This window comes from Massilia brevitalea (genome assembly GCF_030711405.1).
GTDB classification, from domain to species: Bacteria; Pseudomonadota; Gammaproteobacteria; order Burkholderiales; family Burkholderiaceae_D; genus Telluria; species Telluria brevitalea.
In genome coordinates this window covers 38,889-52,115 of record NZ_JAULSI010000019.1, presented here as the reverse complement: position 1 = coordinate 52,115, position 13,227 = coordinate 38,889, and the positions used below count along the sequence as shown (strand labels likewise).

General features: G+C 65.5%; 13 protein-coding genes. 4 read left to right on the top strand and 9 right to left on the bottom strand.

The genetic code is table 11. The features are described from left to right. Window positions 1-19: 19 nt before the first annotated feature. The 4 genes from QWL29_RS13710 to QWL29_RS13695 all read right to left on the bottom strand — a co-directional run bounded on the left by QWL29_RS13710 (window position 20) and on the right by QWL29_RS13695 (window position 1,706). On the bottom strand, window positions 20-541 hold the full coding sequence (locus QWL29_RS13710; protein ID WP_305823439.1) for a chemotaxis protein CheW: 522 nt from the start codon (window positions 539-541) through the stop codon (window positions 20-22). Then, the gene (locus QWL29_RS13705) at window positions 541-909 is read right to left on the bottom strand and encodes a response regulator transcription factor (RefSeq protein ID WP_305823438.1); all 369 of its coding nucleotides are present in this window, start codon (window positions 907-909) and stop codon (window positions 541-543) included. The genes QWL29_RS13710 and QWL29_RS13705 overlap by 1 nt, the downstream gene beginning before the upstream one ends. Before the next feature lie 22 nt (window positions 910-931). Next, entirely contained in the window at window positions 932-1,327 is a 396-nt protein-coding gene (locus tag QWL29_RS13700; protein ID WP_305823437.1) for a response regulator, read from the bottom strand. 226 nt (window positions 1,328-1,553) lie between these two features. Beyond that, window positions 1,554-1,706: a rubredoxin gene (locus tag QWL29_RS13695; RefSeq protein ID WP_091876441.1), complete on the bottom strand. Its 153-nt coding sequence runs from the start codon at window positions 1,704-1,706 to the stop codon at window positions 1,554-1,556. Between the two features lie 95 nt (window positions 1,707-1,801). Between QWL29_RS13695 and thiD the strand changes: the two genes are divergently transcribed. After that, window positions 1,802-2,623: a bifunctional hydroxymethylpyrimidine kinase/phosphomethylpyrimidine kinase gene (thiD, locus tag QWL29_RS13690; RefSeq protein ID WP_370663697.1), complete on the top strand. Its 822-nt coding sequence runs from the start codon at window positions 1,802-1,804 to the stop codon at window positions 2,621-2,623. A gap of 18 nt (window positions 2,624-2,641) precedes the next feature. Next, window positions 2,642-3,937, top strand: a complete 1,296-nt coding sequence (hemL, locus tag QWL29_RS13685) for a glutamate-1-semialdehyde 2,1-aminomutase (protein ID WP_305823435.1) — start codon at window positions 2,642-2,644, stop codon at window positions 3,935-3,937. Window positions 3,938-4,561: 624 nt separating this feature from the next. Here hemL and QWL29_RS13680 read toward each other — a convergent pair. Then, window positions 4,562-5,839, bottom strand: a complete 1,278-nt coding sequence (locus QWL29_RS13680; RefSeq protein WP_305823434.1) for a PepSY-associated TM helix domain-containing protein — start codon at window positions 5,837-5,839, stop codon at window positions 4,562-4,564. Window positions 5,840-5,863: 24 nt separating this feature from the next. Continuing rightward, the gene (locus QWL29_RS13675) at window positions 5,864-8,065 is read right to left on the bottom strand and encodes a TonB-dependent siderophore receptor (RefSeq protein ID WP_305823489.1); all 2,202 of its coding nucleotides are present in this window, start codon (window positions 8,063-8,065) and stop codon (window positions 5,864-5,866) included. 356 nt (window positions 8,066-8,421) lie between these two features. Here QWL29_RS13675 and QWL29_RS13670 point away from each other — a divergent pair, with 356 nt between their 5' ends. Next, window positions 8,422-9,162, top strand: a complete 741-nt coding sequence (locus QWL29_RS13670; RefSeq protein WP_305823433.1) for a glycoside hydrolase family 19 protein — start codon at window positions 8,422-8,424, stop codon at window positions 9,160-9,162. Further along, a complete protein-coding gene (locus tag QWL29_RS13665) occupies window positions 9,131-9,646 on the top strand; it encodes a hypothetical protein (protein ID WP_305823432.1) in 516 nt (171 codons plus the stop codon). Before QWL29_RS13670 ends, QWL29_RS13665 begins: the two co-directional genes overlap by 32 nt. A 49-nt stretch (window positions 9,647-9,695) precedes the next feature. Here QWL29_RS13665 and QWL29_RS13660 read toward each other — a convergent pair whose 3' ends face one another. The 3 genes from QWL29_RS13660 to QWL29_RS13650 form a co-directional block, all read right to left on the bottom strand. Next, entirely contained in the window at window positions 9,696-12,125 is a 2,430-nt protein-coding gene (locus QWL29_RS13660) for an outer membrane beta-barrel family protein (protein ID WP_305823431.1), read from the bottom strand. A gap of 186 nt (window positions 12,126-12,311) precedes the next feature. Further along, the gene (locus QWL29_RS13655) at window positions 12,312-12,617 is read right to left on the bottom strand and encodes a DUF4349 domain-containing protein (protein ID WP_305823488.1); all 306 of its coding nucleotides are present in this window, start codon (window positions 12,615-12,617) and stop codon (window positions 12,312-12,314) included. Between the two features lie 67 nt (window positions 12,618-12,684). Continuing rightward, window positions 12,685-13,218 carry a hypothetical protein gene (locus QWL29_RS13650; RefSeq protein ID WP_305823430.1) on the bottom strand — a complete coding sequence of 178 codons (534 nt, stop codon included), beginning with the start codon at window positions 13,216-13,218 and terminating at the stop codon, window positions 12,685-12,687. Between the last annotated feature and the right edge of the window lie 9 nt (window positions 13,219-13,227).

Sequence of the window (13,227 nt, the reverse complement as noted above, 5' to 3'; positions counted from 1 at the left end):
GCCAGGCCCCTGCCGGCGGCTACAGCCCCACCTGCAGGAAGCGTTCTTCCTGCACCAGGGCGGCCAGCGACAGCGGGGTCCAGGCCTGGCCGTCGGCGTCGAGCAGGCGCAACGCGTCGCCTCCTGTATCGGGCGTCATCGTTTCGGCGCGGCGCAGGCCATGCACGTGCGTCACCAGCAGCGCGCACTTCAGGCCCAGGCGCGGCGACAGCGACAGGAAGCGCGCCTCCGGGCCGGCGGCGCTGTGGTGCGGGTCGAGGTAGCGCGCCAGGTCGATCACGCCGAGCAGGCTGCCGCGGATATTCGCCAGGCCCAGGTACCAGGGCTGGGTGCGCGGCACGCGCGCCAGCGCCACCGGCGGCACGATTTCGCCGGCCTCGGCCAGCTCCAGCAGATAGCGCTGGCCGCCGATCGACACGCCCAGCTGGTGCACGGCCTGGGCAGCGCCGCTCTGGGCCGCCTGCACGCGCGCCAGCAGCTGCGTCTGGTAATCGCGCAGGCGGGTGCGGCGCAGGGCGTTGGCCGACGGGGCGGCGTTCATCAGGCGCCGAGGGCGGCGATGCGCGCCAGCAGCTGTTCAGGGTCGACCGGCTTCACCAGGTAATCCTGCGCGCCCTGGCGCATGCCCCAGATGCGGTCGGTTTCCTGGTTCTTGCTGCTGCAGATAATCACCGGCACCGACGACAGTTCCGGGTCGCGCGCGATCGAACGGGTCACCTGGAAGCCGTTGGCGCCGGGCATGACCACGTCCATCAGGATCAGCTCGGGACGGTCGGCGCGGATCTTCAGCAGCGCGTCTTCGCCGTTTTCGGCGGTGGACACGGAAAAGCCGTTCTTCACCAGGATATCGGTCAGGTAATAGCGTTCGGTCGGGGAATCGTCGACGATCAGGATCTTGTGAATGGCCACGGTGGGCTCCGTACTCGGTTAATCAGGCCGCTGGGGCCGTATGCTCGCGGACGGCCGCGAGCAGGGTGTCTTTGGAAAATGGCTTGGTGAGGTAGGCGCTGGACCCGACCATCGCGCCGCGCGCGCGATCGAACAGGCCGTCCTTCGACGACAGCATGACCACCGGCGTGGCATGGAAGCGCGCGCTTTTCTTGATCAGGGCGCAGGTCTGGTAGCCGTCCAGGCGCGGCATGAGGATGTCGCAGAACACCAGCGCCGGATGATGGTCGTTGATCTTCGCCAGCGCATCGAAGCCATCCTCGGCCAGCACGACCTGGTACCCGGCCTGGGTCAGGAAGATTTCGGCGGAACGGCGGATCGTGTTGCTGTCGTCGATCACCATGATGGTGGGGCGGTCGGTGTGCTGCGATGTCGTCATGTTCGTTTCACTTCAGCATGGAACGCCACGATAGCATAGGGCTGTAGGCTTGTGCGCAAAGTGTTGCACAGAGTCAACTACAGACAAAACAGGGAGGAGAAAGCTTGCTGGAAGGGCTAGAAAATCAGTTATCGGTGTGGGTGTTTTTGATAACCGAGTTGGCAAAAATGCCAGAAAATGCGGTGTGAACGGCGCAGCCGTCCACCCTGCGGTACAACCTGCTATTTTAGATAGCCGTCATCTCGAAATCATCCTTGCGGGCGCCGCATTCCGGGCAAGTCCAGTTCATCGGCACGTCGGCCCAGCGTGTTCCAGGCGCAATGCCATCTTCCGGCGCGCCCGCTTCTTCGTCGTAGACCCAGCCGCAAATCAGGCACATCCAGGTCTGGTACGCGGTCGCCGTCGTTTCGTTACTCACGGTGTCGTTCCTTCTATCTAGTAAAATGGGGAATCAGGTATCTTAATCTACCCGTCGTGCAAAACCAAACGTCTCCGCTGATTCTCACTTTTGGCGTGCTGGATCCCGTCGGCGCGCTTGGCGTGCAGGCTGACCTTGCCACCTTCGCAGCCCACGGCTGCCACGCCCTTTCCGTTCCCACCGCCCTGCTGGTGGCCGACAGCGCACGCGTCGAAGAAATGCATGAACTCGACACCGGCTGGATGGCCGACCAGGCGCGCGTCGTGCTCGAAGACATGCCGGTGGCCGCCGTCAAGATCGGCGCCATCGCCAGCATCGAGCAGGCCGCCGCCATCGCCGAAATCGTCTCCGACTACGCCGACGTGCCGCTGATCGTCGACCCTTTCCTGTCGTCGCTGCCGGATGCCGGCATGTCCGACGAGGACACGGTCGCCGCGATCCGCCAGATCCTGGCGCCGCAAGCCACGGTGCTGATGCTGTCGCAGGCGGAACTGGGCCGCATGGCCGAGTCCTGGCGCGAGCCCGGCGCCGACAGTTCGCTGGAAGCCGACGTCGCCGAACTCACCGGGCGCGGCTGCCAGTACGTGCTCGTCACCTGCACCCAGGGCAGCGGCAACAACCGCGCCAACACCCTGTTCGACCGCGACGGTATGGTGACCACCATCGACTGGCAGCATTTGCCGGGGCCGTTCGTCGGCGCCGGCACCACGCTGTCGGGCGCGCTGGCGGCGCTGATGGCGCAAGGCCTGGATGCGCCCGAGGCGCTGGCCGCCGCCCAGGACTACACCTACGGCGCCCTGCGCCACGCCCGCCGCTTCGGCATGGGCAAGTTCGTTCCCAATCGTTTCCACCGCGCCCAGGCTTTGGGCCGGCAATAAGAAGACAAGGTTCCCAAGATGACTACTGAACACACCTCCCGCAACGACATCCTGTTCGAACGCGCCCAGCAGAGCACCCCGGGCGGCGTGAATTCGCCGGTGCGCGCCTTCCGCTCGGTCGGCGGCACCCCGCGCTTCATCACCCGCGCCGAAGGGCCGTATTTCTGGGATGCCGACGGCAAGCGCTACATCGACTACATCGGTTCCTGGGGCCCGGCGATCGTCGGCCACGCGCATCCGCAAGTGATCAAGGCGGTGCAGGATGCGGCCGCGAACGGCCTTTCGTTCGGCGCGCCGACCGAAGGCGAGATCGAGATCGCCGAGGAAATCTGCAAGCTGGTGCCGTCGATCGAGCAGGTGCGCCTGGTATCCAGTGGCACGGAAGCGACCATGAGCGCGCTGCGCCTGGCCCGTGGCGCCACCGGCCGCGACAAGATCGTCAAGTTCGAGGGCTGCTACCACGGCCATGCGGACTCGCTGCTGGTGAAGGCCGGCTCGGGCCTGCTCACCTTCGGCAACCCGACCTCGGCCGGCGTGCCGGAAGACTTCGTCAAGCACACCCTGGTGCTCGACTACAACAACGTCACCCAGCTGGAAGAAGCGTTTGCCTCGATGGGCGAGACCATTGCCTGCGTAATCGTCGAGCCGGTGGCCGGCAACATGAACCTGATCCGCGCCACGCCGGAATTCCTGACGCGCATGCGCGAACTGTGCACGCAGCACGGCGCGGTACTGATCTTCGACGAAGTGATGTGCGGCTTCCGCGTGGGCCTGGGCGGGGCGCAGGAGATGTACGGGATTACGCCCGACCTGACCGCGCTGGGCAAGGTCATCGGCGGCGGCCTGCCGGTGGCGGCATTCGGCGGCAAGACGGAACTGATGCAGAAGATGGCGCCGATCGGGCCGGTGTACCAGGCCGGCACGCTGTCGGGCAATCCGGTGGCCGTCGCTGCCGGCATGACCACGCTGAAGCTGATCCAGGCGCCGGGCTTCTACGAGCAGCTGACCGCGACCGGCGAGAAGCTGGTCGCCGGCTTGACGGCTGCGGCGCAGGAAGCGGGCATTGCCTTCTGCGGCGATTCGGTGGGCGGCATGTTCGGCATGTACTTCAGCGAGACCGTGCCAGGCTCGTACGGCCAGATGATGGCCGGCGACAAGGCGCGCTTCAATGCCTTCTTCCACGGCATGCTGGACGAAGGCGTGTACTTTGCGCCGGCGATGTTCGAGGCGGGGTTTGTCTCGGCGGCGCACGATGACGCCGTGATTGCCGAGACGGTGGAAGCGGCGAAGCGGGTGTTCGCCAAACTGGCGTAAGCCTGACACTTGGCCTGAGGCTTCAACCGTACGGTGGGCACTCCGTGCCCACGCGGATGTCCGCGTCATGTTGACGCGTTTTCATCGAATCGTTCGCCCTCCGGAAACGTATCCGGATGATCCGCGCCAACGTGTCGGGTTTGATGTTTTAAGGGCCGCGTTCAGCGGCCAACACCACGCAAACGTCCGCGTGGGCACGGGGTGCCCACCCTACTCTTCAAACGTACGGTGGGCACTCCGTGCCCACGCGGATGTCCGCGCCATGTTGACGCGTTTTCCATCGAATCCTTCGCCGTTCGGAAACGTATCCGGATGATCCGCGATAACGTGTCGGGTTTGATGTTTCCATCGCCGCGTTCAGTGGCCGACGCGATGCAAACGTCCGCGTGGGCACGGGGTGCCCCCCCTACTCTTCAAACGTACGGTGGGCACTCCGTGCCCACGCGGATGTCCGCGCCATGTTGACGCGTTTTCCATCGAATCCTTCGCCGTTCGGAAACGTATCCGGATGATCCGCGATAACGTGTCGGGTTTGATGTTTCCATCGCCGCGTTCAGTGGCCGACGCGATGCAAACGTCCGCGTGGGCACGGGGTGCCCACCGTACGGGATGCCGCGCCACCGTTCAAGCCATCGCGACTTTACGCTGCGTCGCCACCACCCTGCGTGACGCGCGCTTGCGCCACCAGATGATCACCCCGGTCACGCTCAGCATGGCCACGACCACGCCCATGAAGGAAATCAGGATCCGCCCCGGCAGCCCGAGGATGCGGCCCGAGTGCAGCGGGAACTGGGCCTGGACGAAAATGTCCGCCGCCGTACCCTTCCACGGCTGGCGCTCGCCCAGCAAGGCCCCGTTCACGCCATCGTAGTACAGCAGGGCCGGCCCGACGCCGCCGGTGCCGTGGTCGCCGCCCGGCTGGAAGAAGCTGACCATGTAGATGCCGTACTCCTGCGAATAATAGATGCCGCCGACCGGGTCGGTCCAGCCGCGCCGCATGCCTTCGCCATTCGCCCCCTTCACCGCTTCCGCCATCGGCACCTTCGGTTCGATCAGGTGCTGCTTGTCGGCCATGCTGCGGGTGTCGAACGGCGTTGGCGTCACCTGCGACACCTTGCTCATCACCGGATAGAAGATCTCCTGGTAGAGGTTCAGCGAAAATGCGGTAAACGCCAGGATGAACAGCAGCACCCAGGTCCACAAACTGAAGGCGCGGTGCAGGTCGAAGTTCAGCTTCGACGAACCGCCCTTCCAGCGCACCTTCCAGGCCGGCTGCCAGCGCTGCCACCAGGATTTGGCGGACGGCTCCAGCTTGCCGTTCAAGGCAGCCACCGCCACCACCGCCTGGCGCTTGCGCGCCGGCAGGGTGAGATAAAAGCCGACAAAACTGTCCACCATCCAGACGATGGCGATCGCGCCCATCAGCCAGACGCCCCAGCGGTCGATGCCCCACATTTCGGGAATGTGCAGCGTGTAGTGCAGGCGGTACAGGAAGGAGACGAAGGTCTCCTTGGTGATCGGCCACACCGCGCCCCACTCGCGCTTGCCCAGTTCGGCGCCCGTTACCGGGTCGACGAAGACCTGGTTGAAGCCGGGCTGGGTCAGTTCGCCGGTCTTGGCGTCGTAGCGCGGCGAGACGCCCAGCGCCAGCGACTCCCCTGCTTCCACGTGCAGCGGAATGTAGGAGACGCGGATGTCCGGATAGCGCGCCTCGACCTGTTGCGCCAGCAGCAGCGCGTCCTGGGGCTTGCCAGGGGTATGCGCTTCCATCAGGTGCGGGTTGAGCAGGTCGTCGAGCTCGTGGTCCCAGGAGATGATGGCGCCGGTCACGCCGCTCACGAACAGGAAGGCGGCCGTGAGCAGGCCGAGATAACGGTGGACCAGGGTCCAGGATGCGCGCATGCCGGCCTCTCTTTGTCGAACTGGTTAGAAGCGGTAGCGCACGGTCAGCGAGGCGCTGCGCGGTGCACGGTAGTTGACGCCGCCGTAGGCCGCGAACATGCCGAAGTAGGTCTTGTCGGTCACGTTGTCGAGGTTCAGCTGGGCCGACAGTTGCGGGCTGAATTCGTAGCGCGCCATCAGGTTGACCAGGGCGAAGTCCGTCTGCTCGATGATGCCGTTCGTGGCTGGTGGCGCCAGCGGATCGACGGTCCAGGTGCGGCCTTCCCAGTTCACGCCGCCGCCGATGACCAGCTTGTCCCAGGCGCCCGGCAGGCGGTAAGTCGTGAACACGCGCAGCAGGCGGCGCGGGTAGATGCTGTTGAAGTCGTTGCCGTCGGCATCCTTGGCGCGGAACTGGGTATAGCCGGCGCTGGCGTTCCAGCCCGGCGCCAGGCGGCCGCTCAAATCGAACTCGAAGCCGCGGCTCTTGGCGCCGGCCACCGCACGGTAGTAGGTTTCCGGCGCGTTCGGGCCGGCGCCGTCGCGGTCGACCAGGCCCGCTTCCTGGCCCAGGCCATCCTGCTTGATCTGGAACACGGCCAGCGAGGCGTTCAGGCGCTTCTCGAAGAACTCGCCCTTGATGCCGGCCTCGATGTTCTTGCCGACCACCGGATCGAGCAGGTTGCCGGCCAGGTCGCGCCGGTTCTGCGGCTGGAAGATGTCGGTGTAGCTGGCGTAGGCCGAGTAGTTCGGGGCAAAGTCGAAGACCAGGCCGGCATACGGCGTGACTTCGTGGTCGTGCTTCACCGAGTAGGCGGCGGTCCACAAACCGACGCCGTTCTTTTCGTAGTCGGTGACGCGCGCGCCGATGATCAGCTTGAGCGGATCGGCCAGGTTCAGGCGGGTCACGCCGTACAGCGCCTGCTGCTCGGTCTTGCTGCGCTCGTAGAAGGTCAGCTCGCCCCAGGTCGGCTCCGGGTAGGCGGCCGGGTTCCAGTTGTTGAAGTCGGTGACGACCGAGCTCGCGCCGCCGAAGTCGGCCGCGCGGTTGTCCGAGGTGAATTCCTGCTTCATGCGCATGTAGCCGAACGAGGCTTCGTGGGTGCGGCCGGCGACGTCGAAGCTGCCGCTCAGGTGCAGGCCGAAGTCGTTCTGCTTCGTGCGGGTGTGGTACGAACCCGAGAAGTCGCTCATGCCGGCGCCGGTAACGCGGTCCGGCATGCCCGACAGGTAGAGCAGGTAGGAGTCGCCGCGGCGCTCGCCGTGGTTGTAGTTGGCGCGCACCTTCCAGCCGTTTTCAAAAGTGTGGGTCAGGTCGAGGAAGCCGTTGTCGTAGGTCGACGGCAGCGCGGTCCAGTCGGCGGCGGTGGTCTTGCTGCGGTCCCAGTTGGTGAGCGTGCCGTCGCTGTACCAGTACGGCAAGCTGCCCCACATCGGGCCGCGCGCGTTCAGGTCCTGGTGGCTGTAGCCGCCCCGCAGCAGGGTGCGCGGCGACAGATCGGCCGAGATGGTGGCGTAGAGCGTGTGGTTGCGGTTCTTCAGGGAGTCGATCCAGCTGTCGCCGTCGGTGTATTCGCCGACGAAGCGCGCGCGCACGCTGCCGCTTTCATTCAGCGGGGTCGAGACGTCGCCCAGCACGCGCTTTTCGTGCCAGCGGCCGATGCCGCCTTCCACCCAGCCCGTGACTTCCTTGCTGTCGGCATGCTTGCGCACCAGGTTGATCGCCGCCGACGGGTTGCCGGCGCCGGTCATCAGGCCGGTGGCGCCGCGCACCACGTCCACGCGCTCATAGGTCGCCAGGCTGCTCGACACTTCGCCGACGCTCCAGGCCTGCTCGTAGGTGGTCGGGATGCCGTCGATCTGCAGGTTGTCGATGTCGAAGCCGCGCGAAGTGAAGCCGGCGCGGTTGGTTTCGTAGGCATTCACCGAGACGCCGGTAACGTTGTCGACGATGTCGGTGACCGAGGTCATCAGCTGGTCTTCGATGCGCTGCAGCGTGACCACCGAGATCGACTGCGGCGTTTCGCGCAGCGACAAGTCGAGCGGCGTGGCCGAGGTTTGCGACGGGGTGCTGTAGGAGCCGGCCGTCGGGACCTTTTGCGAACGGATCTGCACTTGCTGGATGGGCTGGTCGGCATCGGCGAGCGGCGCTTCGTCGACTTCGGCATGCGCGAGCAGCGGCAGGGCCAGGGCGACCGACAGCGCGATCCGGTTCAGTTTATAAAGCCCACGTGCGTGCACATGCATTTCCATCAGAGACCTCGGGTTAGTAGCAGAAAAAAAAACGATAGGCGGGTATTGCGCAGCACCATTCACATGGAAACGCAGGATTGCAGACCGTAATGAGAACGTGAATGATAACGATTCTCATTTCAAAGTCAATGCGCGCACCTGAAAAAGATGCAATATGGGTTCTTTGACCAATGTAAATTTTGGTGAACGTAGCCTTTACGCCAGCGCAAACATCTGGTCGATGGCGATGAGGCGGCAGGCGCGTACTGTGCCACCATGGCCTCAACTTCGGCTGGAAACCGACCATGGTGCGACTTCGACGCTCTTCCCGCGGGGGTGCCCGCTCCCGCCTGCCCCGTTCTGGGCCAGCCTTGCCGCAGAACGAAAGCGCGCCGTTCGGCGTCAGCGTGGCGCTGCTGCGAATTGCCGAGCCGACCAATTCCGCGGATTATTACGCCGCCATCGTCGACGGCCTGAACGACAGCGCGCGCCGCTACCGGGTCGACACGCCCCTGCGCATCGCCCACTTCCTGGCCCAGATCGGGCACGAAAGCAGTTTTCGCGCGACCGAGGAAAACGGCCGCTATGCCGCCGTGCGCATGCGCCAGGTATTCGGCTGCAAGGGCGGGCAGGCGCAGTACGACCGCACGCTCGACGAGTGCCGCCTGGGGCCGGATGGCCAGCCGGCGCGCCTGCGGCCCAGGCTGTGGACGGCATCCGATTTTTATGCGGGCAATGCCGAGCACCTGCTCAGCTACGTGTATGCCGACCGTCTCGGCAACGGCAGCGAAGCCTCGGGCGACGGCTACCGCTACCGCGGGCGCGGCCTGATCCAGCTCACCGGGCGCGACAACTACGCCGCCTTCACGGCCGCCCACAATGCGCGCGATGCGAACGACCCACTCGATTTTGTTGCAGAACCCGACCTGCTCGTGAGCGAGCTCAAATACGCCATCGAATCGGCTTTCCACTACTGGGAGGCGCGTAAAGTCAATGCGGTGGCCGACACCGACGACCTGGAAGCGGTCACCCGCGCCGTCAACGGCGGCCTGAACGGATTGAGCGACCGGGGAGCGCGCCTTGCGAACATCAAGAAAGCATTGGGGATTTGATTGGGCGGCGGCGCTGAGCTGCTGCCTGGGCTGCTGCCTGGCCTTGCCGGCGTGGGCGCAGGCGCCGGCACAAGCACCGCCGGCCTCGCTGTGCAACGCCGGCGAGCAGGTCGTGTTCGCCTGCGCCATGGAGGGCAAGACGTTGTCGCTGTGCCGCCCTTCCCTTCCCGGGAACGGCTTGCAGTATCGCTTCGGTTCACCGGCCAGGCTGGAGCTGGAATATCCGGCGCCCGGCCAGCGCGTGCAGCCGGTGTTCAAGGTACGGGACGAGCCGCTGATCGGCGGCGGGCTCACCTCGGTCGCCTTCCAGCGCAGCGGCTATACCTACACCGTCTACAGCCGCGTCGGCCGCGGGCCGGATGGCGTCACGCCCGAGTTCGACGATGGCCTCACCGTCGAACGGCGCGGCAAGACGCTCAGGCATTCGCATTGCGAGGATGGCGGCGCCGGCTTCCTGGAACCGCCCGCAGCGCTCGTGAAATAAAATTTCATCCAACAGCACCTTCTGAAATTTTATTTCACACTACCGGGATTTACATACCCGGACCGCCACCGCCGGGGCCGCCGCCAAAGCCGCCGGGCGGCATGCCACCCGGCGGCGGACGCCAGCCTTCGCCCGGCGGCCCATCCTGCCGGCGGTTCGCCTGCACCCCGCCGAAGCGGTAGGACAGGCCGACGAACACCACCGGCCCATCGAAGCGGCGCACCGAGTATTCCTTCAACGTGGCCGAATCGGTGACGGTTTCCTGTTTCTGCGAGCTGAAGATGTCGTTGGCGTTCACCACCAGCGTCAGGCTCTGGTTCAGGTTGCGGCGGTAGCTGAGATTCGCGGTGGCGCTCGGCTCGCGGTAGCCATAGCCGGTCAGGGTCTTGCCCTGGGCATTGAACATCAATTGCAGCTGGTCGAGCGGCGTCAATTGGTAGTTCAGGCGCCCGCGCACGTTCACTGAAGTCGCGCTGCGCTTGGACTCGTTGCCGAGCAAGTCGATCTGCTGCTGCTCGGCCAGGAAGACGTTGCCGCTGGTGTTGACCGACAGTTTCGGCGTGAGCTTGCCGCTGAGGGTGAACTCGATGCCGCCTGAGCGGTTGCTGCCGCCGTTTTCCAGCGTCGTCAAGATCACCGTGTCGCTCACCGCCAGCTGGCGGCTGCGGATGGTGTCGCGCTCGTTGCGGTAGTAGGCGCGCACGTTGGCGTCCAGCACGCCGGCCTTGGTTTCGTAGCCGACCTCGAAGGAATCGGTCTGCACCGGCTTCAGGTAGGGGTTGCCGCTGGACTCGTTGAATTCGTCGCGGTAGACCACGAACGGATTCAGCTCGCCCGCGCCCGGACGGCGGATGCGGTGGGCGTACGAAAAGCGCAGGTTCGTCTTCTCGCCCAGCTTATAGGTGGCAAAGGCGCTCGGCATCCAGTTCAGGTAACTGTTGCTGGCGTCGATGCGGCTGGTGACCTGCTTCAGGTCCATGTCGGTGTGCTCGGCGCGCAGGCCCAGCTGGGCGCCCCAGCGCTCGTTCACCTTCCACTGGTAGGAACCGTACAGCGCCGTGTTCATTTCATCGATCTCGAAGGCGTTCGTGCGGCGGTCGTTGATGCTTTGCACGTTGCTGCCCAAATCGAAATCGTAGTAGCGGGTGTCGAACTCGCTCCCGTTGTCGGCGATCTTGTAGCCCACCTTCACGATGGCGCCGCTTTCCAGCGGCAGCTCGTAGTCGCCGGTGTAGTCGATGATGCGCGTGGAATTATCGACGTCCTGCAAATTGCGGCTGTCGGCCGCGCGCGGCGGCGTGACCGTATAGGTGTTGGCGTAGTCCGTTTCGCTGTCGTTGTCGGTGGTCGACACGCGCAGGTCCATCTTGAACAGTTCGCCCAGCTTCGCGCCCTTGTGGTCCCAGCGCAGGCTGCCCATGTTGTTGCTGCTGTCGCCGCTGCGGCGCGTGCTGCGTTCGTAGTCGCTGGTGGTGTTGCCGTTCTGGTCGAACACGCTGTAGTGGTCCAGGCCGTGCTGGTCGTTGCTGCGCTTCATGAGGCCGAGGCCGGCTTCCAGCGTGTCGTCCTGGCTCAGGTTATAGGTCACCTGGCCGCGCAGGCCGACGCTGTCGTTCAGGCCATTGCTGGTCGACTCCTGCGTGTTGCGCTGGCTGGCTCCGGTGACCGGATCGATGCGCTCGCGCTCGCTTTCATAGGTCGAGTCGCGGCCGTCTTTGCGCATGTTGATGCCGCCCTGGAAGCCCCACAGGCCGGAATTGTAGGCGCCGTTCAGCGAGGCATTGTGGCGCCCGGCCGTGCCGACGTTGGCATTCGCCGCGCCAAAGCCGCCCGGACGGCGGTTGCGCTTCATGACCAGGTTCAGGATCGGACCGCCGCCGCCTTCGTTGCCGAACTCCGCGCCGGGGTTGTTGATCACCTCGACCGAGTCGATGTCCTCGGCCGGCATGGCCTGCAGCGCCGAGCCGCGATTCTCGCCTTGCAGCATGGCCGACGGCTTGCCATCGACCAGGATCTGCACGTTGCTGCTGCCGCGCAGCGACACGGTGCCGTCCGGATCGACAGCCACCGAAGGCACGTTGCCGAGCGCATCGGCGGCGCTGCCGTTCGAGGCGTTCACGTCGGATTTCACGTCGTAGACCTGGCGGTCGATGCGGTTGTTCTGGCGCTCGCCGACCACGTTGACGGACTGGATAGTCTGGGGTGCGGGTTCCGCTGCGGCGGCGGGCGCGGCGGTGGTGGCGGCAGTTGCGGCTTGCGGCGCTGCGCTTACCGGCGCGGTGGCGGACGTGCTAGCCGGCGCGGCGGCCGTTGCCGGTGCAGTCTGGACGCCGGCGCTGCTTTGCGCCAGCGCCGGCTGCATGGCGCCGAATTCGCACACGGCCAGCACAACTGCGAGGTACAGGGCCTGCCTGCGCGGTGTGGCATGAGCGGCGCCTGGCTGGATGCGGGCCTGCTTGGAACGGTTTCGTTGGACCATCGGTGAATGCTTTATTGACGTTGAATGGCATCGCTCGCCACACACCCGATCAAGCGGGCTCGGCAGGCTGAAGCCTCCATTGTAAAACCTCGCATCGCGCCTGCACCGTCGTGAGGCGTAAAGAAGCGTAAACGGATGTAACAGCCTGCTGCGTCCGGAACCCGCATCGGACGCAGCGATGCCGCGTCAGCGTTTGTCCGCTGCGCCGCCGCGGCGGCCCCGGCGCACCCGGCGCCACACGAGATACAGGACCGTACCGGCCAGGGCAAACGGTATCGTCGAGGCGACAAAGGTGATCAAGGCCGCGACGCCCTGCAGCAAGTCGCCGCCGAAGTCGTCCAGCGCCTTGCCGACCTTGCCGGCCTGGCCGGCCCTGGCGTGTTCGTGCATGGCCACCGCCGGCAGTTCGGTGTCCACCTGCCTGCGCAGCTGTGCCTGGGCGGTGGCCGCGTTATCGATCTCGCTCTGCACCTCGGCCAGCTCGCGGTGCAGCTTGATCAGGGCTTACGCAGTGTACGAGCACCTTGCTTTTCCAGCAAGCAAGCACCTTGCCGGTGCTTCATTGCTGCTGAAGAGAACGCCATCCCTCGGGCGCCAGACCACAAAAATCAGCAATCCTGTCGACCGTTTCCCCGACCATGTATCCACTCAGTCCCGCCCCGAAGCGAAAGGCGCCGCTGTCGGTGTCGATTTCAATCCGCCCCGGATACATGCCGAGTGCATCCCATTTGCCCTCGGGCGACCAGGCCTGCGGCGCGGGCAGCGCGCGCACCGAGCGGATGCTGCTGGCCGCCACCACGAGCAGGCCATCGGGCACCTCGCTGCCCTGGTAGATGCAGAGCGCATCGCGGAACACGAAGCTGCGGTACAGCGTGGCCAGCACCAGCAAACACATCGCGGCCAGCACCACCAGCGGGAGCCAGGACACTTCTTCCGACGTGCCGGACCCGACTGCCTTGGGCAGCATGAACAGCAGCAGGAACCCGGCCAGCAGCACCGGCAACAGCCGCTTCTGGGTGGGACAGACGATGCGCAGCACGGCGTCGCCGGCTGGCTGGTGTCCATGGGCTGTCGCTGAAGGCAGGTCCGGCATCGCGTCTCC